General features: G+C 70.6%; 14 protein-coding genes. 9 read left to right on the forward strand and 5 right to left on the reverse strand.

Annotation, left to right across the window (positions count from 1 at the left end):
• Positions 1-13: 13 nt before the first annotated feature.
• Entirely contained in the window at positions 14-511 is a 498-nt protein-coding gene (locus J2S22_RS23695) for a copper resistance protein CopC (RefSeq protein WP_272778135.1), read from the forward strand.
• Here the strand turns inward: J2S22_RS23695 and J2S22_RS23700 are convergent.
• Together J2S22_RS23700 and J2S22_RS23705 are read right to left on the reverse strand one after the other, a co-directional pair.
• On the reverse strand, positions 408-3,056 hold the full coding sequence (locus J2S22_RS23700) for a fused MFS/spermidine synthase (protein WP_272778136.1): 2,649 nt from the start codon (positions 3,054-3,056) through the stop codon (positions 408-410). The genes J2S22_RS23695 and J2S22_RS23700 overlap by 104 nt on opposite strands.
• 103 nt (positions 3,057-3,159) lie before the next feature.
• On the reverse strand, positions 3,160-5,076 hold the full coding sequence (locus J2S22_RS23705) for a hypothetical protein (RefSeq protein WP_272779690.1): 1,917 nt from the start codon (positions 5,074-5,076) through the stop codon (positions 3,160-3,162).
• A 292-nt stretch (positions 5,077-5,368) separates the two neighbouring features.
• Here J2S22_RS23705 and J2S22_RS23710 point away from each other — a divergent pair, with 292 nt between their 5' ends.
• Genes J2S22_RS23710 through J2S22_RS23725 form a run of 4 tightly spaced genes read left to right on the forward strand, consistent with a single transcriptional unit; the run spans position 5,369 to position 8,510 of the window.
• A complete protein-coding gene (locus tag J2S22_RS23710) occupies positions 5,369-6,262 on the forward strand; it encodes a peptidylprolyl isomerase (RefSeq protein WP_272779691.1) in 894 nt (297 codons plus the stop codon).
• Positions 6,259-7,236: a HupE/UreJ family protein gene (locus J2S22_RS23715; protein WP_272779692.1), complete on the forward strand. Its 978-nt coding sequence runs from the start codon at positions 6,259-6,261 to the stop codon at positions 7,234-7,236. The genes J2S22_RS23710 and J2S22_RS23715 overlap by 4 nt, the downstream gene beginning before the upstream one ends.
• A 42-nt stretch (positions 7,237-7,278) precedes the next feature.
• Positions 7,279-7,887: a HupE/UreJ family protein gene (locus tag J2S22_RS23720; RefSeq protein ID WP_272779693.1), complete on the forward strand. Its 609-nt coding sequence runs from the start codon at positions 7,279-7,281 to the stop codon at positions 7,885-7,887.
• Positions 7,884-8,510 (forward strand): HupE/UreJ family protein, encoded by a 627-nt coding sequence (locus J2S22_RS23725; RefSeq protein ID WP_272779694.1) that lies wholly within the window; start codon positions 7,884-7,886, stop codon positions 8,508-8,510. The genes J2S22_RS23720 and J2S22_RS23725 overlap by 4 nt, the downstream gene beginning before the upstream one ends.
• Positions 8,511-8,953: 443 nt before the next feature.
• On the opposite strand, the gene J2S22_RS23730 is transcribed toward J2S22_RS23725, so the two are convergent.
• The gene (locus J2S22_RS23730) at positions 8,954-9,733 is read right to left on the reverse strand and encodes an outer membrane protein (RefSeq protein WP_272779695.1); all 780 of its coding nucleotides are present in this window, start codon (positions 9,731-9,733) and stop codon (positions 8,954-8,956) included.
• A gap of 649 nt (positions 9,734-10,382) precedes the next feature.
• Here J2S22_RS23730 and J2S22_RS23735 point away from each other — a divergent pair.
• Positions 10,383-11,135 (forward strand): transglutaminase-like cysteine peptidase, encoded by a 753-nt coding sequence (locus J2S22_RS23735; RefSeq protein ID WP_272779696.1) that lies wholly within the window; start codon positions 10,383-10,385, stop codon positions 11,133-11,135.
• 34 nt (positions 11,136-11,169) lie between these two features.
• Here J2S22_RS23735 and J2S22_RS23740 read toward each other — a convergent pair whose 3' ends face one another.
• Positions 11,170-11,688, reverse strand: coding sequence for an invasion associated locus B family protein (locus J2S22_RS23740; protein ID WP_272779697.1), 519 nt, complete (start codon positions 11,686-11,688; stop codon positions 11,170-11,172).
• A gap of 225 nt (positions 11,689-11,913) precedes the next feature.
• Between J2S22_RS23740 and J2S22_RS23745 the strand changes: the two genes are divergently transcribed.
• Positions 11,914-13,668 carry a ShlB/FhaC/HecB family hemolysin secretion/activation protein gene (locus J2S22_RS23745; RefSeq protein WP_272779698.1) on the forward strand — a complete coding sequence of 585 codons (1,755 nt, stop codon included), beginning with the start codon at positions 11,914-11,916 and terminating at the stop codon, positions 13,666-13,668.
• Between the two features lie 37 nt (positions 13,669-13,705).
• On the forward strand, positions 13,706-14,995 hold the full coding sequence (locus tag J2S22_RS23750; RefSeq protein WP_272779699.1) for a spinster family MFS transporter: 1,290 nt from the start codon (positions 13,706-13,708) through the stop codon (positions 14,993-14,995).
• On the opposite strand, the gene J2S22_RS23755 is transcribed toward J2S22_RS23750, so the two are convergent.
• Entirely contained in the window at positions 14,996-15,919 is a 924-nt protein-coding gene (locus J2S22_RS23755; protein ID WP_272779700.1) for a LysR family transcriptional regulator, read from the reverse strand.
• A gap of 291 nt (positions 15,920-16,210) precedes the next feature.
• On the opposite strand from J2S22_RS23755, the gene J2S22_RS23760 reads away from it, so the two are divergent.
• A partial coding sequence (locus J2S22_RS23760; RefSeq protein ID WP_307155880.1) for a YDG domain-containing protein occupies positions 16,211-23,506 on the forward strand: 7,296 nt, incomplete at its 3' end.

A 23,506-nucleotide genomic window follows, 5' to 3' on the forward strand; every position in this document is an offset into this window, starting at 1 on the left:
ACGGAGACCATCGATGCGCATGCGCGGCCTGATCGCGGTCCTGCCGCTCCTCGGACTGATCGCCGTCACGACCGGCGAGGCCCGGGCCCAGTGCGCCTTCGACCAGTCCTATCCGAACGCCAACGACGTGCTCCAGGCCCTGCAGGAGCCGATCACGCTGCAGTTCTCGATCGAGATCGAGCTGAAGGACGTCCGGCTGTTCGACGAGGCCCGTGCCGAGTGGCCGATCGACTGGGTCCGCAGCCCCACCGAGGTCCGGGCCGCCGAGTTCCGGCCGCTGGAGCCGCTGCCGCCCGGCAACTACTCGATCGAGTGGAACGGCTATGTGCGCCGCCACTGGCATCCCGACGGCGGCTCGGTGCCGTTCACGATCGCATCGGCGGACGGCACCGCGACCGCGGCGCCGGTCAGCCCGGCGGCAGCGCCGACAGCAGGCGGCGTGCCTCGGGTCGGTCCGGCCTCGCCCTATCGAGCGCTTCTAGGAGCCGCCGCGCCACCGCCGGGTCGCTGACCGCGCGCTGCCGCGCCATCGCCAGCACCGGACGATAGGCCGGCTCGAAGTCCGGGCTGAGCCGGACGAGATCGACGAGCTGCGGGGCGATCTCGCCCACCAGGTCGCGGCCCCGCGCGCCGGCCCCGAGCGTCCGCACCCCGATCTCCAGATAGCGGTCGCGCGCCTGCCAGTACGCGACGAGCCGGCGGCGCCGGTCCCGGTCGTGGTCCCGGGCGTCCGGCTCGGCTTCTGCCGTCGCCGGCGCGGCCAGGACGTCGTCCGGCGTCCCCCGCAGCGCGGCGAGCAGGGTCAGCAGCCGGTCGCCCGGCCGCTCCGCCGCCGCATAGGCGAGCCGCGGCGCCTCCGCCGTGACCACGGGGCGGTCGTCGGTGTTGAGCGGCCCCTCGCCGGCGAAGGCACGCAGCGCCGCGGCGCCGCCGAGATGCAGGCCGAACAGGCCGAAGTCGTCGGCCAGATCGAGGGCGGCGAGCCGGGCCCGCAGCGCCGGATCGACGATCCGCCGGCCGAGCCACTCCGTCGGATAGGTGCGCGGCCCTGCAGCACCGACGAGGGCGATCAGCGGCGTCTCGACGCTGAGCTGGGCGAGATGGGCGCTCGCCTGCGGAAACACGTCGAGGAAGGTGCGGACGATCACCCGCAGGGTCGCGATGTCGAGCTGATGCAGCGGCAGCCACTGGCAGAACAGGCCGCCCGCGGCGAGACGGTCGCGGATCGCGGCGAAGTGCTCGCGCGCATAGAGGGCGCCCGAGCCGTCGACGGACGGATGGTAGAGGTCGGCGACGATCACGTCGTAGCCGGCGCCGGGCGCGCGGACGAAGCGGCGGGCATCGGCGACGTGGATGTGGAGGTCGGGGTTGCGGCCGATCTGCGGGGCCGAGCGGGCGAACAGCGGGAACGATTCGACCACCTCGGGCACCAGCTCGACGCCGTCGACGACGAGGCCCGGATGGTCGGCCGCCGCCGAGACGGTCGCCCCGGTGCCGAGCCCGAGGAACAGCGCCCGCTGCGGCGCCGGATGCAGCAGCAGCGGGATGTGGGCCTGGCGATGGTCGGAGCGCTCCGACGCGCTGCCGCCCATGCGGAAGTGGTTGTTGACCTGGAGGTGATGGTCGCCGGCGCGGTTGCGCACCACGCTCACCGCCGCCATCACGCCGTCGCGGTGCCAGACCAGCGCACCGCCGGGCGGCACCTGGACGAAGCGCAGCGACAGCGGCGACAGCACCAGTGCCACGGCCGCTACCCCGATCGCCGCCGCGGCGGCGAGTGCCGGCGGACGCCGGTTCGGCAGCGCCAGCACGTAGCCGGCGGCGAGCCCGGCGAAGGCGAGCTTGGCGCCGACGAGCGGCATCAGGACAGGCCCGAAGACGATCGGTGCCAGCGCCGCGCCGAGTGTGTTGACGGCGAGCCCGGGTCCCATGCCGCCATCGCGGTCGCTGGCCGCCTGGGCGAGCTGCGCGAACAGCGCCCCCATGGCGACGGTCGGCGGCAGGAAGGCGACCGCCGCGATGCCGAGCTCGGCGGCGAGCCGGCCCGGCACGGTGGCCGGCAGCGCCTCGCGCAGGCCGAGGAGAATCGCGTCGGACGTGGCCATCGCGGCGGCACCGCCGAGGCAGGCCAGCGCGGTCGCGGCGACGAGGCCACTGGTCAGGGCGTCGCCTGCGGTCGGCCGCGCCGCGAGGCGATCGCGCAGCGCGGCGCCGAGCGCGGTGCCGAGCAGCCAGACGGCGAGCAGCAGCGCGAAGGTGTAGACGGTGTTCTCGAGGATCTGGCCGACCACCCGGATGGCCAGCACCTCGTAGCCGAGGCCCAGAAGCCCGCCGACGAACAGCGGCGCCAGCGCGCGGAGCGACGGCCGGCCGGCCGCCGGACGCTTCGGCGCCGGCGCGACGCTGCCGCCTTCCGCGAGCCACATCGCGGCCGCGCAGGCGAGGTTGACGGCCGCGCAGGCGACCAGGGTGGCCGAGAGCCCGACAGCCGGAATGATCAGGAACGTCGTGACGAGCGTGCCGGCGACGGCGCCCAGCGTGTTCGCCGCATAGACCGGGCCGACCGCCCGGCCCGAGGCGAGGCGCGGCGCCAGCACGGCCTCGAGCGCCGGCAGCGTGGCCCCCATGGCGAGCGTCGCCGGCAGCAGCAGCCAGAACGGCAGCGCGAAGGCGACCAGCCACTGGCGCGTCGGCGCCGCGTCGACCGGCACCAGCAGCGGGACGAGGTCGGCCATGAGCGGTGCGAGCGGCACCAGCGCGAGCGCCCACAGCCCGATGACCAGCTCGAGGCCGGCGTACCAGCGGCCCGGGCGCGGACTCGCGGCGATCCGCCGGCCCGGCACCAGGCTGCCCAGCGCCAGCCCGGCGAACAGCGCCGAGACCACCCCGAGCACGGCGACGATCTCGTGGCCGAGAGACACCGCGAGGAGCCGGGTCCAGACGATCTCGTAGCCGAGCCCGGCGAAGCCGGAGAGCGCCGCGATCGTCGCCACGACGAGGACCCGCCGCGGCGCCGCGGCGGCGCCGGCCGGGGAATACGCGCCAGCCTCGAGCATGGACCTCACGCACCTTCGGCAAAGCGAACCGGGGGCCGCGAGCGGCCCCCGGTCCGATGGTTGCATCGAGCGGCGGCGGCGGGCCGCAGCCGTCGATCTCGGCTCACTTCAGCGCGGCGGCCTTGGCGGCGTTGGTCTCGACGAGGAGCTGCGGCTGGCCGGAGACGCGGATGAAGATCGGGTTGGTGTAGAACCACAGGTCCGACCACCCGGCGACGTCGTAGCTCGACACCTTGACGCCGTCGCGCACCGCCATGTGGTCCGGGCAGGCCGGATCCGTGCAGGGCACGAAGCCGCTCTGGGCGGAGTTCTCCGGATCCCAGTCGTTGAGCGGATTGCCGAGGTTGTCGGTCTCGTTCGGCGTGCCGGGCGGCAGGTTGCTGCCGCGCGCCCGGACATACATGTTGTTCTGAACGTTCGAGATGGTGAACGTCATGGTCCGCTTCTGGCCGCTCGCCGTCCAGTTGCTGGAGTTGAACGTCGCGGCCACGCCGGCGGTCGAGTTGGTCGCGTTGGTGTAGCTGGAGCTCGTCGTGGGGATCACGCCGGTGACGTTGCCCTTGATGAACTGGACGAAGCGCAGCGTCGGCCGGTTGAGCGGCTCCTGAATCTGGAGCTGGGCCAGCGACGGGTTGTTGAAGCTGTAGGGCGAGTGGTTGGTGCCGGTCGGAACGTTTACCTCGAGGGTGATCCTCACGCTGCGGCCGCGTGGGACGACGAGCGTCTGCCCCATCTTGGCCGTACCGGCGGCCGCGTAGCCCACGACCTCGGCCTTGTAGGTGAGCTCGCCCGTGATCAGGTCGCCCGCCACCGAGTAGGAGTTGCCGGAGCGGACGGCGTCGACGACGACCTGCGGCCGGAGCGTCGTGCCGTTCGCCGGGCGCGGAATGTAGAGCTTCTGGTACTCGCCCGGATAGAAGTCGTTGGTCGAGCCGGCCTCGTAGATGCTGAAGGCGCCGCGGTTGTGCCAGTCGGAGCTGGCGTAGAAGAACCAGTTGCGGCCCTCGCCCAGCAGCGCGTCCCACAGTCCGCCGATCTTGGCGCCGTAGATGCCGGTGCCGCCGTAAGTCGTCACGCCGACCGAATCGCAGCCGGTGCCGCAGAAGCCGGCCCGGTACTCGCCGCGATTGTTGCTCGCCTGGTGGCCCGGCATCGTCTCGAAGCCGACCGCGACGGTCGGACCGGCATTGTTGAAGTCGCGGAAGTGCTCGACGTTGAAGCCGTTGTTGCCGTTGGCGTTGAACACGCCGGCGCGCTCGACATGGGCGGGCACGTAGTAGCTGTCGAGCGGATAGTTCGCCTGCAACCACGCGACGCTCGGAACCGCCTTGTTGTTGTGGTTCGCGGTGCCCGACCCGGTGCCGGAGGCATTGGCGACCTTGCCGGTCCAGTTGTGATTCGGAGCGCCGAGCTGGGTGTCGGTGTCGCTGCGGTCGAACCGGTACTCGAACTCGGCGACCGCGCTAGCGTTGCCGACATCGCCGCCGAAATTCTCCGGCTTCTGGTTGCCGATCACGGCCATGCTGGTGTGCTCGTGGCCGGGCACGTTGGTCTCGACGCCGGCATAGAGCATCGGCTTGTTGAGCTGCTGCGCGAGGCGGGCGAGCTCGGGATAGACGATCTCCTCGACGCTCTGCCAGCGCCACATCGAGCGATGGCCCTGCGAGGTCGCGGTGTTGCCGTAGATGGTCATGGCCGGGATCGAGCCCTGCTCCTCGTCGAAATACTTGCCGAGGCCGGTGGTCGAACCGTCGCCCTCGGGATCGTCGACCCGGCAGTCGCGCGGGCTGGAGCCGCCGTGATCGGCGGCACCGAGCCATTCGAGCCCGTAGCTCTGCACGGCCTTGGTCACCATCGTCTCGACGGACGACCGGCCGTCCGAGCACGGCGTATGGTTGTGGAAGTCGCCGGCCATGTAGCTGTCGGCGACAGACGGCGTCGTCGGCACCACGGCTCCCGCGGCGACCGCGAGAACCGACGCACCCGCAAAGACCTGACGCGACAGCGTCCCGCTCTTCATTCTCCAACCCCTATGTCGATGTCATTTCCATAGAGCCCCGCCACGTTGGTGCTCCGCTGGGCAACCTCTCAATCGGCGATGAAACTGACGTGACGGAAAAATGAAACACGCACTCGAATGCTCACGGTCCGGTGAGACCTCGCGGGCCTCGCGCCGCGCGGGTGTGGGAGCCGATCCCGATGCACGCCGCTGTCATGAACACGACACGGCTTCTCCCTTAGTTGGACGGCCGGCACGGCGGCCCGGGGGACGAGCGCCGGCCGGCCAGGAATCGTGCGGGGGGACATACGACGTGTCATCGACGAGTGCGGAGCCGCGTGCAGAGCCGCGTGTCGGGGCGCCCGACGCCGGCGCGAAGACGCCGGCCGGCGGCCGGGACAATCCGATTCGGCGCCTGCTGCGCGAGCCGCTCCTTCATTTCCTGCTGATCGGCGCCGTGATCTTCGCGGTTCACGCGGCGGTGACGCCTTCGGTGAGCAAGGAACGGCTGATCGAGGTGACGCCCGACGTCCGACAGACGATCGTCGACACATTCAAGCGGGCCCACGAGGGACGCGAGCCGGGCTCCGACGAGCTCGCCCGCCTGATCGACCTGTGGATCCTCAACGAGATCACGTTCCGCGAGGCGCTGGCCCAGGGGCTCGACAAGGGCGACGAGATGATCCGCGACCGCATCGTCCACAAGATGCGGCTCCTGATCTTCGGCGGCGTGCAGGTCAACGAGCCGACCCCGCAGGAGCTGCAGGAGTGGTACGAGAAGCGCCGGCTCCAATACGACATCCCGGACCTCGTCACCTTCATCGACGTGCCGTTCACGGGAGACGCGGCCGAGGCCGAGAGCCGCGCCGTGCTGCAGCAGATCGAGGCCGGCGAGGAGCCCGAGGACGTGCGCCTGCGGGCCCAGATCTTCCCCAAGCGGCCGCGCCACACGCTGGTGCCGTCCTTCGGCCAGGCCTTCGTCGATGCGCTGGTCGCGCTGCCGCCCGGCGAGTGGCGGACGCTGAGCTCGGCGACCGGCTGGCACGTCGTACGGCTCGACGGCTTCGTGCCGGGCCGCAAGGTGCCGCTCGCCGAGGTGTCCGTCCAGGCCGCACAGGCCTGGAAGGACGAGCGCCGGCGGGTGCTCGCCATCGCAGCGACCCGCGAGCTCGGCAAGGCCTATGTGATCCGGCGCGGCGAGCCATGACGACCGTCACCGAGCTCCGGATCCGCCTGCGGCTCGCGCTGCTCGCCGTCGTCACCCTGGTCGGCGTGCTGCTGCCCGCCCTGCCCGCGGCGCCGCACGAGGCCAGCATGGCCGTGATCACGCTGCGCGAGATCGCGCCCGGCCGCTATCTCGGCCAGTGGACAATGCCGCCGGCCGACCCGACCCTGCAGCCGATCTTCCCGGCGCACTGCCGCTGGGAGCCGCCGGAGCTCGTCTGCGGCGAGCGCGGGCTGATCGGCCGGCTGAGCTTCATGGGTCTCGGCAGCACGCAGTCGGTGGCGACCATCCGGGTGATTCCGCGCGACGGGCCGATGCAGGCCTACACGGTGAGCGCCGCCAAGCCGACCGCCATGGCGGCCCGCGATCCCGGCACCGACCTCGCCGTCTGGCTCGACCTCGCCGAGACCTACGTCAATCTCGGCATCGACCACATCCTGCGCGGCATCGACCACCTGCTGTTCGTGCTCGGCCTGATCTGGCTCACGAGCAGCGGCTGGATGCTGGTGCGGACCATCACGGCGTTCACGGTGGGTCACAGCATCTCGCTCGCCGCCGCCACCTTCGGCTGGGTCGGCATCCCGGAGAAGCCGCTCAACGCCGCGATCGCCCTCTCGATCGTGTTCGTCGGCGTCGAGATCGTGAAGCTGCAGCGCGGCGAGATCGGGCTGACGGCGCGCTACCCGTGGATCGTCGCCTTCGCGTTCGGGCTGCTGCACGGGCTCGGATTCGCCACCGCGCTGACCAATCTCGGCATCCCGCAGGCGACGCTGCCGATCGCGCTGCTGTTCTTCAATATCGGCGTCGAGATCGGACAGCTCGCCTTCGTGTTCGCGGTGCTGGCGCTGATCTGGGCGCACCGGCAGGCGCGGGCCGTGCTGCCGCGCTGGGGCGCCGCCCTGCCCGCCTACGCGATCGGCAGCATCGCGGCGTTCTGGTTCCTGGCCCGCGTGTGAGCGGGCACGATCGCTGGCCAAGACACGAGTGAGGACCCCACCATGACCGTTCCGTCGAAGCCGAGCCTGCCGCTCGCCGCCCTTCTGAGCCTGATCCCGCTGGCGCCGGCGCTGGCGCACACCGGCAGCGGCGTCGCCGTCGGGCTGCAGAGCGGCCTGCTGCATCCGATCACCGGACCGGATCACCTGGTCGCCATGGTGGCGGTTGGCCTGTGGGGTGCGCAGCTCGGCGCGCCCGCCATCTGGGTGCTGCCGATCACCTTCCCGCTGGTGATGGCGATCGGCGGCCTGATCGGCCTCGCCGGCGTGCCGCTGCCTCTGGTCGAGCCGGTGGTCGCCCTGTCCGGCCTCGCGCTCGGCCTGCTGATCGCGCTGCATGTCCGTCCGCCGCTGTGGGTCGCGGCCGTGGTGGTCGGCGTCTTCGCCATCTTCCACGGCTACGCCCATGGCCGCGAGCTGCCCGGCGCCGCCGACCCGACCGCCTATGCGGTCGGCTTCGTCGTCGCCACCGGCCTCCTGCATCTCGTCGGCATCCTGATCGGCGTCATGGTGGCGTGGCCGGCCGGCGCCCGGCTGGTGCGCGCCTGCGGCGCCGCCATCGGCTGCGTCGGCCTCTACTTCCTGCTCGCCTCGGTCGGGGTGCTGTCGTGAGGACGAAGGCCCGCCTGCTCGCCGCCGCCACCGTCGCGGCGGCGCTCGCGGCGCCGACGGCCGCGCACGCCCATCTGGTCGACACGCGGCTCGGCGACTTCTACGGCGGCGCCCTCCACCCGCTCACCGAGCTCGACCAGCTGCTGCCGTGGGTCGCGCTGGCCGCCCTCGCCGCCTTCCAGGGGGCGCGGCGGGCCCGCTGGGTGATCGTCGCGTTTCCGCTCGCGCTGCTGGCCGGCGGCGCCGCCGCCCTGCTGCTGCCGGCCCCGCCCTTCGGGCCGATCCTCGGGATCGGGCTGGTCGCGGCCACCGGCCTGGCCCTGGCGGCTGCGGCCCGCCTGCCGCTGCCGGTGCTGATCGGCCTGTCCACCGTGATGGGCCTGCTGCACGGGCTCCAGAACGGCCAGGGACTGCCGGCGAGCACCGACCGGCTGCTGTTCCTCGCCGGCGCCACCGCGGCCGGTTACGCCGTGATGACGCTCGCGACCGGCGGCGCCCTCGCCTTCCTGCGCGGCGTCGGCGGCTGGCGCCCGATCGCCCTGCGCGCCACCGGCAGCTGGGTCGCGGCGGTCGGAATCATGGTCTTGGGCCTGCAGTTCGCCGCCCCGGCCACGGCCGGCTGATACGAAATCCGCCCGAACAGCTCGGTCACTCCGGAGCGCGCCACCCGGATCGGCGCTTCGCGCCGTCCGAGTGCAGCCTCCGGTGCGAACCCGGAATCCGGCGACACGCACGAGAATCGTGGCTGAAGTCCGGGTTCGTGGACCTGCGGTCCGCGCTCCGGAAGGAGTGCCGACCAGTCAGCCGATCCCAGGACGCGGCGGACGAGGCCGCTCCGCCCTCGCTCGATCCTGTCGCGATCCGCGGCGCCGTCCTCGCAGACGGCGCCGTTTCGATTTCGTCCGGGCGCGACGACCGGCTGACCACCAAAGAAAAAGCCCCGGCCGAGGGCCGGGGCTTTCGAGGAGACGCCGAGAGCTTGGGACTTCGGACGTCGGGTCGTCTGGACGCAGGAGAAGGACCAGAGCGGCGCGGGCGGACCCGCGCCGCGCTCTCGCGCCGAGGCTCAGTTGCCCCAGAAGCGATAGTTGATGCCGGCCTTGACGACGTGGAGAGTCAGATCGTCCGCACCACTCGTGCCGAAAGTCTGAGCCGGCGTGTAGGTGAAGGTGACACGGTCGTCGCCGAGATCGATGTAGTTGTACTCGATCTTGGCCGACCAGTTCGGCAGGAACGCATACTCAAGGCCGGCACCGACGGTCCAGCCCCAGCGCGTCTCATCCACCTCGGCGTGATAGTTGTCGGCCGGGAACGCCGGATCGGTATAGCCGACGGTGTGCTTGGTATGTGCCCAGGCCGCGCCGCCCTTAGCGTAGAAGAGCGCGCGATCGAAGGCGACACCGACCCGGCCCGTAATGGTACCGAGCGAGTCGATCTTGGAGGTGCAGGGATCATTGCTCAAGAGGCAGCTGCCGACCCCACCAGTGAAGATCGAGCCGTCGCCCTTGATGTTCGCCCAGGCGCCGTCGGCCTCGATGCCGAGGACGAACTGGTTGACCTGCCAGTTGAAGCCGATCTGGCCGCCGGCCAGGCCGCCGCTGATGTCGTAGTGCGCATCGGCACCCGGCACCGAGAAATCGTTCAGTGGATCAGCGGCGTCGCTCCACTCGTTCTTGCCCCAGCCGTAGCCCGCATGGGCGCCGATGTAGAAGCCGGTCCAGGTGAAGGCCGGCGCGGCCACCACCGGCGCCTTCACCGGCATCCGGGCCGGCAGATCCGCCGCCTGGGCGGCGCCGGCGGACAGCACCGCGGCGAGAATGTTCGTGACGATCAGGCGCCTGTTCATGTGATACCCCCCGAGGACGGAAAGAAAAGCCTGCGGGATGGTTCATAACCTAACTCGACCGAATGGGCTGTATCCCACGGGCAACAGTGGCCGGAACAACACTGTCACACCACCGACACGAAACACCGCTACGGAACGCCGTGCAAGTGTCGGGGACTCCCGTCGTTTCAGCGACCTGATTTATTTCGCTCGCCCGCCGCACGCGCCCACCCGGGATTGGGCGATCTTTTTTTCAACTTACGAGCTGATCGCCAGATAGTTTTCTGTCGACAGACATGAGACTGTCATGACTTTCGCAAAAACGTCATCGCCCTGTTACAAACCCTATTGAGCGACATCCGGTCGACGCTGCGTGTGAGCGGCCCGGAGGCACCCGGCATGGCGGGCGCGTCCGGCCCGGCGTGCGCGTGTCACCGGCCGTTCGCGGCCGGGGCGACGCGATGCGATCGAGTCGAATTGTCGCTGATTGAAATCGATTTCTCACTGCGCCGCTGCGGCTTTCGCCACCACGCGCACCGGAAAGGATCGCCGTTTCGCGCCCGGTTAACCCGATTCCGGCGGCCCGTGGGGTATCCCCGAGGCAACGACCATCCGGCTCGCGGACCCTCGACACGTTCGGCCCCCGTCCCGGAGGACAGGCGCGCCGAGCATGTCGCTCTCTCTCTCCGCCCGGAGGCTTCTCTGCCTCGCGATCACCGCCGCAGGCCTCGTCGCCTGCGCGGCGGCCGACCGGGCGACCGCCCAGATCTCCGCTGCCGTCACGCGTCCGACGATGGCCCTCGCCGAACCGGGCGAGCCGTTCGGCCGTTCGCTCGTCCGCGCGCCCGACGGACGCCTGACGGCGCGGTGGCGGACCGTGCAGGCCGAGATGGCGGCGGAGGCGCCCCGGATCGCCGCCTGCCGCGCCGCGCCGGCGGCATGCCCGGCCGAGGCCGAAGCCTTCGTCGCGCTCGTCGACGCGGCCGCCGCGCGCACCGGTGTCGAGCGGCTCGACCGCCTCAACCGCGCCGTCAACGAGACCGTCCGGTTCGTCGCGGATCTCGACCAGCACGGCGTCGCGGACCGCTGGTCGGCTCCGCTCGCCACGCTGGCGACCCGGCAGGGCGACTGCGAGGACATCGCGATCCTGAAATACGCGGTGCTGCGGGCGGCCGGCACGCCGGAGGCCGATCTGCGCCTTCTCGTCGTCCGCGACCGCTGGGTCGGCGACGTCCATGCCGTCCTGTCGGTGCGCGACGGCAGCCGCTGGTACTTGCTCGACAACCGCTGGGCGGAGCCGCGCGTCGACGCCGCCCTGCCCCGCTTCGCCCCGCTCTTCGCGCTCGGGGCCGCCGGCGTCGACGCCTATGCGGAGCCGGACGGCCCGGCCGCGGCCGCCGTGCTGCGCACCGCGGCCCGGTGAGCGCCGCGACGCGGAGACACGCGCGACGGCCCGCTCAGGGCCGGAGCATGGCGTCGTAGGCCTGCCCGAACCCCTTGAACGAGACCGGGATGGCGACGTCCTGCTGGGCCCCGTCCTTGAACTGCAGCTTGCCGTTGTCGGCGAGCGCCCGCAGCTTCCTGATCACGTCGTCCCTGATCTCGGCCTCGGCCAGGCACGCCGCCGGCAGGCAGCGCCGATAGCCGGCGACGATGCCCGGGTCCTTGTCGTCGGCGGCGAGCTTCACGCCGCTCGGCAGCCAGACGTTGATCGGCACCTGGAACACGATCCTGATCGGATCGGTCTTGGTCAGCCGGCCGATGGCGATCTGGGTGACGGGCTGCGCCTGGCCCTTGATCTGCATGGCCTGCGCCATCTCGCACGACTTCGCCCCGTCGACCACGGCGCAACGCACCGTCCAGTCGTCGTAGGTCGCGGTCGTCCGCTGCGGCGACTGCGCCGGCTGCGCCGCCTGTGCCTGCGCCGCGGAGACAGGAAGGACGGCGGCGAGCGCGAAGGCGAGAACGAGCTTCATCGAGGGGTCTCCTGGCGTGCGAGCGGGAGCGGCGACGGATGCGCGGCGGCATGCGGCCCGGATCGCGAGCTATCCACAAATGCGGAAAGGTTCCAATTCAAAAGGGAAATGACGACTATTCTGAAAATAAATAACCGCTATTTGCCATTAACAGCGCTTGTCACAGATAGCTTTCTGACCCATAGTCGCGCCAACAACAAAGGGTGGCGTGGGACGGGGGTGGTCGTGAGAACATCGGGAGCCGCATGGACGGGACTGTGCTGCCTCGTCGCCTGGCCGATCGCGCTCGCGACGGCGACGACCGCGGTCGCGCAGGCTCTGCCGCCGTCGACCAGCCAGGTCGAGCCGCCCGTGATCAGTCCGGCGCCGATCCTCGCACCGCGCATCGTTCTGCCGCGCGTCGAGGCCGGCGCGACCGTGCCGGAGCAGGCCAAGGCCCTCACCTTCGTGCTGACCGGCGTCGACGTCGCCGACGAGTTCGAGGATATGGCGGCGGCGCGGCGCGACCTGGAGGCGCCGCTGATCGGCCGGCGCGTGACGGTCGCGCAGCTGTTCGAGCTCGCCGCCGCGCTGCAGGCCGCCTATGTCCGGGCCGGCTATCCGCTGGTGCGGATCGTCATCGTGCCGCAGGAACTCGACAAGTCGGCCCGGGTCGCCCTGCGGGTCGTCGACGGATTCGTCGAGCGGATCGACGCCGAGGCGCTGCCGGCGCCGGCGCGCAGCCGCGTCGCCGCCGTGCTGGCGCCGCTGCTGCGCAAGCCTCGCCTCACCCAGGGCGAGCTCGAGCGCCGCCTGCTGATCGCCGGCGAGGCGCCCGGCCTGCTGCTCAACGCCATCTTCGCGGCCGGCAAGGAGACGGGCGGCACCGTGCTGGTGCTGACCGGCCGCTGGAAGCCGCTCAGCGGCACCGCCTATGTCGACAATGGCATGCCGGCCGTGTTCGGCACCGGGCAGCTGGTGCTGTCCGGATCGGCGAACGGCGGCCTCGGCTTCGGCGAGCAGTTCTTCGTCTCGGTCGCCGGCCTGCCGGACCGCGACTGGATCACGGCGCATCCGACCCGCCGCTATCTCACCGCCGGCTTCGCCCTGCCGATCGGCATCGACGGCCTGAAGTTCGACGCGACCGCGACCAGCGGCCGCACGACGCCGCGCGTGTCCGGCCTCTCGGTCAGCCAGGGCGTGCTCGACCAGTGGCGCACCCGCCTCGCCTACGATCTGGTCAAGCGGCGCGATCTCGAGATCACGGCGGCGGCGCGCCTGGACGCCACCGACGAGCGGCTGTTCTCGCTCTTCTTCGAGCCGCCGATTCCGCTCAGCCTCGATCGCGTGCGGGCGGTGCGGGGCGGCTTCGAGGGCATCTGGCGCGGCCGCGAGACCGGCACCGTGGTCACGTTCGGCGGCCTCTACTCGCGCGGCATCGACGGCCTCGGGGCGCGCACCGCGGCGGACGCGGTCGGCGGCACGCCGCTGTCGCGCGCCGGCGCCGACGCCGTGTTCGACAAGCTCGAGGGCCATGTCGAGATCAACCAGGCGCTGCCCTCGGACATGTTCGTGATGCTGGCCGCCGCCGGTCAGACCTCGTTCGGCAAGCCGCTCCTCAAGTCCGAGCAGTTCGATCTCGTCGGGCCGCGGCTGCTCTCCGGCTTCTCGGCAGGCTCGTTCCCGGGCGACACCGCCTGGGCGGCCCGCATCGAGTTCGGCCGCAACTTCGGCCTTCCGGTCGGCCCGGACCCGCTCGTCCTGACCCCCTATCTGTTCGGTGCGACCGGCGAACGCATCCTGATCGAACCGACCGTGCTGGAGCAGCCGAGCGTCCATGCCACCAATCTCGGGGCCGGCCTGCGCTTCGCCGTGCCGACCGGCGACCTCGCCGCCAGCCTCTCGGGCTTCGTCGAGGCCAGCGCGCAGCGCAACGACGACCCCCTCGACCGCGACCAGAACGGGTGGCGCTTGTTCGCCGGGGCCCTGCTGCGCTACTGAGTCCGGAGCCGGCGACCGCCGGCCAACCGGACCCGTCATGACGGCGCGTGCCCGCCTCCTGCTCGCCCTCACCATCCTGTCGGCCTTCAACCAGCTCGACCGCCAGCTCACGGCGATCCTGCTGGAGCCGATCCGCCGCGAGTTCGCCCTGTCCGACGTCGAGCTCGGCCTCCTGTCGGGGCTTGCCTTCGCGGTTCTCTATGCCGGGCTCAGCCTCCCGGCGGCCATATGGGCCATGCACTACGGACGGCGGACCCTGGTGGCCGTGTCGGCCGCCGTGTGGGGGCTGGCGACGATCGCCTCGGGGCTGGCGCAGTCCTTCGGCCAGCTGCTGCTCGGCCGCATCGGCATCGGGGCGGGCGAAGCCGGCGTGACGCCCGCCGCGCACGCGATGATCTCCGACAGCTATCCGCCGCACGAGCGCGCCTCCGCCATGGCGACATGGTCCTCGGGCGTCAATATCGGCGTGTTCCTCGCCTTCCTGGTCGGTAGCTATGTGGGCCACCGCTACGGCTGGCGCACGGCGTTCGTCGCCTGCGGCGTCGCCACCGTGCTGGCCGCGATCGCAGTGCGCATCGGCGTCGCCGAGCCGCCGCGCACCCGGGACCGCGAGACCGAGGCCCTGCGCGGCATTCCGTCGCTCGGCCTCCTGGCCCTGACGGTCCGGATCATGTGGCGCGACCCGGCGCTGCGCCACACCGTGATCGGGGCGACCATCACGGCGACGGTCGGCTACGGCGCGATCTCCTGGGTGCCGTCGTTCCTGGTGCGGGTGCATGGCCTCGACCTCGCGACCACCGGGACGTACCTGGCCCTGGTGATCGGCGTCGGCGGCGCCACCGTGGTGACGCTCGGCGGTCGCCTCGCCGACCGGCTGCACCGGCACGGGATCGGCTGGTCGCTCGGCGCGATCGGCCTGTGGCTGCTGATCGTCAAGCCGTTCGCCCTCGTCTTCTACCTGACGTCGAGCACGGCGGTCGCATTGACCGTCTTCGTCCTGCCGGCGACGGCGGCGAATGCGTATCTCGGCCCGGCGCTGGCGGTCCTGCACGGCGGCGTCCCGCCGACGCTGCGCCCCGCCGCCTCGGCCGTCTTCCTGATCGCCGTCAACCTGATCGGTCTCGGGGTCGGCCCGCTGATCGTGGGCGCGCTCAGCCAGTGGGTGTTCGCCGACGCCGGCCCGCGGTCGCTCGGCAACGCCCTCGCCCTGATGCAGGCGCTCGGCGCGTGGGGCGCCCTGCACGTCCTGCTCGCCGCCCGCGCCCTCGTTCGCCGGCCCCCGGCCCCCGGCCTGAGCGTCCGACCCGATCCGCGGGCCGGACCGTGATCAGTCCAGCGGACCGCGATTGCTCTGCACGGCCCGCAGCATCTCCTCGCGCAGCCAGATGTGGCCGGGGTCGTTCTCGCTGCTGGTGTGCCAGAGCATGTAGATGTGCTGCTCGGGGATCACGACCGGCATCTCGTGCATGTCGATGGCGAAATTGCCCTTGATCTCGTCGTAGAACGCGCGCGGCAGCATGCTGATCAGGTCGGTGCGCTCGACCATCGCGGGGATCGACCAGATCTTCGAGGCCATGTAGGCGACCCGCCGCGACCGCATGCCGATCGACAGGCTCTTGTCGGCCTCGGTGAGACCGCGCAGCTCGCGCCGCAGCCCGATATGCGGCAACCGCTCGAAGGTCTCGACATCGAGCGGCTTGACGATCTCCGGGTGGTCGCGGCGGCTGACCACGACCGGATCGAGCGTCATGATCGGCTTGAAGACGATGTCGGTCGTGTCGACCGGGAACGGAAAGCAGGCGAGATCGATGGTGCCGGCCTTGAGGTCGTCCGTCACCCTCGTATGCGCCTGCGTGCATTCGATGTCGATATGGGGTGCCATCGAGCTCAGCACCTTGATGACCCGCGGCATGATGATCGGCTCCAGCGGATCGACGATGATGATCCGGAACAGCCGCTTGTAGGTCGCCAGATCGATGTCGGCCGCGGTGCCGAGATGGCGGCCGATCAGGCCGAGCGCGTCGCGCAGCGGGTGGATGAGCTCGCGGGCCTTGGCGGTCGGCTCGACGCCGCGCGGCGACCGCACGAACAGCGGATCGTCGACCGCCTCGCGCAGCCGGCCGAGCGCGTTCGACACGGCGGGCTGGCTCATGCCCAGGCTTTCGGCCGCCCGGCTGATGTTGCCGTTTCGATAGATGGCCTCGAAAATCACGAGAAGGTTAAGATCGAGGTTCTTCAGATTCTTCGTCATCTCGCCGTTCCGACAGGAGTTTTCCTGCCCGCGACGCGGATATTCACGGGGTGAATTGAGCCTATTCGAATAAAAAAGTTCCCGCAATCGCGCCGCCCCCACAAAACTCGACTAACGAAAAATCAACCACGACAGGACCGGCCGGGCGCATCGCGTTCTGCCGAAGGCGGTGACGTGATGCACATGACTCATGCTGGACCGAGCCGTTTGAACGCGCGTCGTTCCCAACTCGAGGCCGGCGTTTCGGCTGCGGCACTCGACCGCATGGCGAGGATCGCGGTCGCCACGGCGATGGCACTCTCTCCGTGTCTCGCGCAGGCGCAGCAATTGCCGACCGGGGGCACGGTGGCGGGCGGGTCCGCGACGATCGGCACGCCGAGCAACGGCACGCTCACCATCAACCAGTCGACCGACCGCGCGATCATCAACTGGGACAGCTTCTCGGTGGGGGCCGGCGGCACCGTCAACTTCAACCAGCCGGGAGCGTCGTCGGCGACGCTCAACCGCGTCACCGGAGCGACGCCGTCGAGCATCTACGGCACCATCAACGCGCCCGGGACCGTGCTGCTCGTCAATCCCAACGGCATCGCCATCGGCAGCACCGGCGTGGTGAACGTCGGCTCGTTCGCCGCCTCGACCCTCGACATCAAGGACAGCGACTTCATGTCGGGGTCCTACACGTTCACGGGCAACGGCGCTTCGGCCGCCGTCACCAATGCGGGCCGCATCAACGTCTCGGACGGCGGCTTCGCGGCGCTGCTCGGCGGCCGGGTCGCCAACGACGGCGTCATCACGGCACGGCTCGGACGCGTCGGTCTCGCCAGCGGCGAGATGGTGACGCTCGACCTCGCCGGCGACGGCTTCCTCTCGGTCGCGGTGCCGACCAGCGCACTCGACAAGATCGTCGACGGCCAGGGCACGGCGCTGGTCTCCAACAAGGGCAAGATCGTCGCCGACGGCGGCATCGTCCATCTCAGCGCGGCGACCGCGGCCGGCATCCTGCGCGACGCCGTCAACGTGCCGGGCTCGATCCGGGCGAACTCGGTCGGCACCAGCAACGGCCGCATCATCATCGGCGGCGGCGCCGGCGGACGCGTGCGCATCTCCGGCAGCGTCCGGGCGAACGGCCGCAACGGCGCCTCGGGCGGCAGCGTCGCGGTGTCCGGCGCCGACGTGACCGTATCCGGCAAGATCTCGGCCAAGGGCGCGACCGGCGGCACCGTCAAGCTGACCGCGACCGAGACGCTCGCCGTCTCCGGCTCCGTCACGGCGACCGGAACGACCGGCAAGGGCGGCACCGTGACCGCCACGGCCAGCCAGGTGACGATCGCCGACACGGCCCGCATCGACGTCAGCGGCGCTACCGGCGGCACCCTGCTGATCGGCGGCGACTACCAGGGCGGCGTCGATGCCGCCAACAACTTCTCGGCCGAGACGGTCGCGACCGCGACCATCACCACGGTCGAGGCCGGCGCACAGCTGATCGCCGACGGCACCGCCGGCGAAGGCGGTCGCATCGTCGTGTGGTCGGAGGACACGACCACGTTCGCGGGCACGATCAGCGCCACCGGCACGACCACGGGCGGCTTCGCCGAGGTCTCGGGCCATCGCCTGCTCGACTTCACCGGAACGGCCGATCTCACCGGGCCGGACGGCTACGGCACCCTGCTGCTCGACCCGCGCAACATCGTGATCTCGTCCGGCACCGGCACCGGCGGCACGCTGTCGGGCGGCACCTATACGCCGTCGGCCGACGATTCGATCCTCAACGTGTCGACGCTGACCACGGCGCTCGCCTCCGGCAACGTCGTCGTCACCACCGGCTCCTCGGGCTCGCAGTCCGGCAACATCACGGTGGCGAGCGCCGTCTCGTGGACGAGCGGCAGCACCCTCACCCTGACGGCCGCCAACACCATCGCCATCAACGCGGCGATCACGGCGACGAGCGGCGGGCTGATCATCAACGCGACCAACACGGTGTCGGCGACGGCCGCCGTCGACGTCGCCTCGTTCACGTTGCAGAAGGGCGCCTGGACCCAGATCGCGACGACGCTGCCGACCTTCTCGGCGACGAGCTTCTCGATCGCCAGCGGCGCATCGTTCCTGCGCGCCCTCTCCGGCGACGGGTCCTCCGCGACGCCCTATCTGATCGCCGACGTCTACGGGCTGCAGGGCATCGGCTCCTCGGCGACGCTGCTCTCGAAATCCTATGCGCTCGCCAACGACATCGACGCGAGCGGCACGGCGGCCTGGAACAGCGGCGCCGGATTCGCGCCGATCGGCACCACCACCACCCAGTTCAGCGGCACGTTCGACGGCCAGGGGCACGTCATCACCGGCCTCACGATCTATCGGCCGTCGTCCACCTATGTCGGCCTGTTCGGCGACACCCTGAACGCCACCATCACGAATGTCGGGCTCGTCGGCGGCAGCATCACCGGCGGCAACTATGTCGGGAGCCTCGTCGGCCGGCTGTGGTCCGGCACGACGGCCTCGGTGACCCGCTCGTACGCCGACGACGTCGCGGTGACGGGCGCCTATGCGGGCGGCCTGATCGGCATGGTGCAGTCGCAGACCGGCGCCGGCGCCACGGTCTCGGAGGCCTATGCGTCGGGTGCCGTGACGGTGACATCGTCGGCCGCCTCCGGGGGAGGCCTGATCGGGTATGTGAGCGCCACCGGCACCGGCACGGCGACCATCACCAAGACCTACGCGATCGGCAGCGTGAGCGGTTCCGGGTCGACCGTCGGCGGCCTGGTCGGCTCGCTGTCCGGGAGCGGCGCGACGGTCAGCCAGAGCTGGGCGAGCGGGGCGCTCACCGGCGGCTACAAGGGCGGCATCGTCGGCCTCGACTACGGCGGCGCCGTCACCACCTCCTACTGGGACAAGACGACCACCGGCGTGACGAGCGGCGCCGGCGTGAACGTCGGCGGCACCGTCTCGGCGACCGGCCTGACCAGTGCCCAGGCACGGACCCAGTCCTCCTATGTCGGCTGGGACTTCACCAGCACCTGGACGACGCTCGACGGATCGACGCGGCCGCTCCTCCAGATGGAGGCGTCGACCACCATCCACACGGCGCACCAGCTCCAGCTCGTCGGCATGAACGCGACGACCCTCGCGGCGAGCTACACGCTCGCGACCGACATCGATCTCGGCGCCGCGCTCGCCGACGCGTCCGACGTGTGGGGGTCGGCCGGATTCGTGCCGATCGGGAGTTCGACGACCCAATTCACCGGCTCGTTCGATGGCCTCGGTCACACCGTCAGCGGGCTCACCATCGACCGGTCCTCGGCCGATCAGGTCGGTCTGTTCGGCTCTGCGGGTTCGAGCGCCGCGATCAGCCATCTCACGCTGGCGGACGTCGACATCACCGGGCACCTGAATGTCGGCGGCTTGATCGGACAGAATTTCGGGACAGTCACGGCCGTTTCAGTTTCCGGTTCGGTCGTTGGCTCGTTGTATAACGTCGGCGGTCTCGTCGGCCAGCAGTCGGGCGGCTCGATCAGCGAGGCGCAAAGCAGTGCCACGGTCGAGGGTTATATCCAGGTCGGCGGTCTCGTCGGCGGCCTGGTCCTCGGCGGGACGATCTCTCGGTCGAACGCGACGGGAAGCGTGAAGGGAGGCAGCAGCGGCACCGGTAACGCGGGCGGCTTGGTCGGCGTCGCTGCCAATGGCGCAAGCATTTCCGATTCCTATTCGACCGCGTCGGTCTCCGCAGTGAATGCCGGCGGCCTGATCGGGACGACGAACGGCGCCGTCACCCTCACCAATGTCTGGAGTTCCGGACGAGTTTCGGCGCTACTCCTCAGCGGCGGCCTGATTTATCAGCAGCTCGGCAGCGCTCCGGTTCTGTCCGGAGTCTATTGGGACGCGACGACGACCGGTGTGGCCAATGCCTGCGGATCCGGAACATGCTCCGGAGCGACGGCTCTGACCACGGCTCAGGCCTTGACGCAATCGAGCTACAGCGGCTTCGACTTCACCAACACCTGGTTCATGATCGACGGCTCGACGCGCCCCTTCCTGCGCAGCGAATATTCCACCACGATCACCAACGCGCATCAGCTCCAGCTGATCGCCATGAACGCGACGACGCTCGGCGCCACCTACACGCTCGCCGCCGACATCGATCTCGGGACCGCGCTGGCGAACCCGTCGGAGATGTGGGGCTCGGCCGGCTTCGTGCCGATCGGCAGCGCCTCGGCGCAGTTCAAGGGCAGCCTCGACGGCAACGGCCACGTGATCGACGGGCTTTCGATCGATCGGCCGACGCAGGACTATGTCGGCCTATTCGGCTATATCGGTAATCCCGGCTCGGTCGTCAGCGATCTCGGCCTCACCAACGCGACCGTCGTCGGCGGATCCTATGTCGGCATCCTGGCCGGCCTGGCCAACGGGACGATCGGCGATGTCTGGTCGACCGGCACGGTCGGCGGCAGCGAATCCGTGGGCGGCGTGATCGGCTACTCGATGGCGAACGTCTCGGACTCTCATTCGAGCGCCACCGTATCCGGCGTCTCGGGCGCGGGCGGCCTGATCGGGCGCCTCGCGTCCAGCCACACGGTGTCGGGATCCTATGCGACCGGGACCGTGACGGGCGACGACGACGTCGGCGGCCTGCTCGGCGAGCTGGCCGGAAGTCTCACCACGTCCTATGCGACCGGAGCCGTGACGGGCATCGCGAGGGTCGGCGGGCTGGTCGGCGCCGGCACCGCCGGCGCGACGATCACCAACGCCTACGCGTCGGGCGCCGTCACGGCGAGCCTCTATAGTGCGGGCGGCCTCGCGGGAGAGTTCGACGGAAGCTCGGTGAGCAACGCCTACGCCACCGGCCTGGTCGTCGGAAACTCCTCGATGAGCGGCGGGCTGATCGGGGTTCTCGTCAACGGCAGCGTCACCGGCTCCTATTGGGACACCCAGACCACCGGCCAGTCGAGCAGCGCCGGCGGCACCGGCGTCACCACGGCGACCCTTCAGGCGGCGCTGCCGAGCGGCTGGGACACCTCGGTCTGGGGCATCGTCGCCGGTGTCAGCTATCCGTATCTGAAGAGCTTCTGGTCCGGCACGCCGCAGGTGGTGTCCGGTACGGCGTACACGAACAATGGCGTTACCGCGGCTTCCGGCGGCAACGTCGCGGTGATGGTCAACGGCACCGCGGTCGGATCGACGAACGCCGGAGCGAACGGCTACTACTACGTCCTGCTCGCGCCCGGCACCATCGGCAGCAACAGCCAGCTCGTCAGCTTCACCTCCGGCACCAATGCCGGCGTCAGCTACGTCCAGAACGCCGCAGGATCGATCACGAGCCTGAACATCCTCGGCAATACGCTTCTTGAACAAAGCGCCGCGTCGACCTTGTCGTCGATCTCGTCGGGCCTCGCCGTTGCGATCGGATCGTCGGGCGTGTCGACGGAACTCGCCAACCGCTGGATCATCGCGACCGGCAGCAGCTTCAGCATCGACCAGGCGATCAGCCAGACCGGCAATCTGGTGCTGTCGTCCAACGGAACGGTGACCCAGACGGCGGGTGCGTCGATCAGCGCCGCGACTCTCAAGCTGCAGTACATCTCAGGCGGCATCAGCTATTTTCTGACGGATTCCGGCAATGCGATCTCCTCGCTGCAGGCCGGCAACCTCGGATCGGGCAGCCTCGATCTCTACAGCAGCACCGACCTGACGGTCGCCTCCTTCACGGCCAATGGCGGTCTGCTCGTCCGCACCGCCGGTGCGCTGACGGTGAACGGCACGCTGAGCTCGACCGCCACCGGTGACGCCGTCGTGCTCGTTGCCGGCACCCGTTTCGTCAACAATGCCGGTGCGTCGGCGATCAGCGCGACCAACGGCCGCTGGGTCGTCTATTCGGCGTCGCCCTCGGCCGACACGTTCGGCGGCCTCGACAGCGGCAATACCGCGGTCTGGGGCGCCACCTACGCGGCGAACGCGCCGTCGACCATCGCGTCCGGCAACCGCTACGTCTTCGCCTATCAGCCGACCCTGACCTTCACCTCGACCGACGCGACCAAGACCTACGGCACCACCCTGGATCTCTCGGGCAACTATGCGGTGAGCGGCTATCAGGCCGGCGTCGCCGGGGCTTACCTGGCCGATACGGCGGCGACCGCCTACAGCGGCACCCCGACCGTCACCTCGACGGGCACCGCCACCGACGCCAGCGTCGCCGGCGGTCCGTATGTGATCGACGTATCCCAGGGCACCGTCACGAGCCTGAACGGCTACGCGCTGAGCTTCGTCGATGCCGGGACGCTCACGGTCGACCGGGCCGTCCTGACGATCGCCACGGCCGGCACGGTCGCCGGCAGCAAGGTCTACGACGGCACCACCGCGGCCGCCGTCACGAGCGACGGCACCCTCGCCGGCCTCGTCGACGGCGACACGGTCGCGCTGACCCTCGGCGGGACCGCCTATGCCGACAAGACCGTCGGCACGGCCAAGACGGTCACCGGCACCTACACGATCTCCGGGGCCGACGCCGGCAACTACGTGCTCGCCTCGACGAGCTTCACCGGCACGGCCGACATCACCGCCGCCAGCCTGACGATCGCCACCGCCGGCACGGTCGCCGGCAGCAAGGTCTACGACGGCACCACCGCGGCCGCCGTCACCGGCAACGGCACCCTCGCCGGTCTCGTCGACGGCGACACCGTCGCGCTGACTCTCGGCGGGACCGCCTATGCCGACAAGACCGTCGGCACCGCCAAGACCGTCACCGGCACCTACACGATCTCCGGCGCCGACGCCGGCAACTACGTGCTCGCCTCGACGAGCTTCACCGACACGGCCGACATCACCGCCGCAACCCTGACCATCGCCACCGCCGGCACGGTCGCCGGCAGCAAGGTCTACGACGGAAACACCGCGGCCACCGTCACGGGCAACGGCACCCTCGCCGGTCTCGTCGACGGCGACACGGTCGCGCTGACCCTCGGCGGGACCGCCTATGCCGACAAGACCGTCGGCACCGGCAAGACCGTCACCGGCACCTACGCGATCTCGGGCGCCGATGCCGGCAACTACGTGCTCGCCTCGACGAGCTTCACCGGCACGGCCGACATCACCGCGGCGACCCTGACGCTCGCCACCGCCGGCACGGTCGCCGGCAGCAAGGTCTACGACGGCACCACCGCGGCCACCGTCACCGGCAACGGCACCCTCGCCGGTCTCGTCGACGGCGATACCGTCACGGTGAGCCTCGGCGGCACCACCTATGCCGACAAGACCGTCGGCACCGGCAAGACCGTCACCGGCACCTACGCGCTCTCGGGCGCCGATGCCGGCAACTACGTGCTCGCCTCGACGAGCTTCACCGGCACGGCCGACATCACGGCGGCGACCCTGACGCTCGCCACCACTGGCACGGTCGCCGGCAGCAAGGTCTACGACGGCACCACCGCGGCCACCGTCACCGGCAACGGCACCCTCGCCGGTCTCGTCGACGGCGATACCGTCACGGTGAGCCTCGGCGGCACCACCTATGCCGACAAGACCGTCGGCACCGGCAAGACCGTCACCGGCACCTACGCGCTCTCGGGCGCCGATGCCGGCAACTACGTGCTCGCCTCGACG

The sequence above is a fragment of the Rhodoplanes tepidamans genome (genome assembly GCF_030813915.1).
In the GTDB taxonomy this organism is placed as follows: Bacteria; Pseudomonadota; Alphaproteobacteria; order Rhizobiales; family Xanthobacteraceae; genus Rhodoplanes; species Rhodoplanes tepidamans.

What these genes read in the sequence shown, in the direction of transcription:
- J2S22_RS23695 (WP_272778135.1), top strand. Translation starts at nt 14, where the DNA reads ATGCGCATGCGCGGCCTGATCGCGGTCCTGCCGCTCCTCGGACTGATC.
- J2S22_RS23700 (WP_272778136.1), bottom strand. Translation starts at nt 3,056, where the DNA reads ATGCTCGAGGCTGGCGCGTATTCCCCGGCCGGCGCCGCCGCGGCGCCG.
- J2S22_RS23705 (WP_272779690.1), bottom strand. Translation starts at nt 5,076, where the DNA reads ATGAAGAGCGGGACGCTGTCGCGTCAGGTCTTTGCGGGTGCGTCGGTT.
- J2S22_RS23715 (WP_272779692.1), top strand. Translation starts at nt 6,259, where the DNA reads ATGACGACCGTCACCGAGCTCCGGATCCGCCTGCGGCTCGCGCTGCTC.
- J2S22_RS23720 (WP_272779693.1), top strand. Translation starts at nt 7,279, where the DNA reads ATGACCGTTCCGTCGAAGCCGAGCCTGCCGCTCGCCGCCCTTCTGAGC.
- J2S22_RS23730 (WP_272779695.1), bottom strand. Translation starts at nt 9,733, where the DNA reads ATGAACAGGCGCCTGATCGTCACGAACATTCTCGCCGCGGTGCTGTCC.
- J2S22_RS23735 (WP_272779696.1), top strand. Translation starts at nt 10,383, where the DNA reads ATGTCGCTCTCTCTCTCCGCCCGGAGGCTTCTCTGCCTCGCGATCACC.
- J2S22_RS23740 (WP_272779697.1), bottom strand. Translation starts at nt 11,688, where the DNA reads ATGAAGCTCGTTCTCGCCTTCGCGCTCGCCGCCGTCCTTCCTGTCTCC.
- J2S22_RS23750 (WP_272779699.1), top strand. Translation starts at nt 13,706, where the DNA reads ATGACGGCGCGTGCCCGCCTCCTGCTCGCCCTCACCATCCTGTCGGCC.
- J2S22_RS23755 (WP_272779700.1), bottom strand. Translation starts at nt 15,919, where the DNA reads ATGACGAAGAATCTGAAGAACCTCGATCTTAACCTTCTCGTGATTTTC.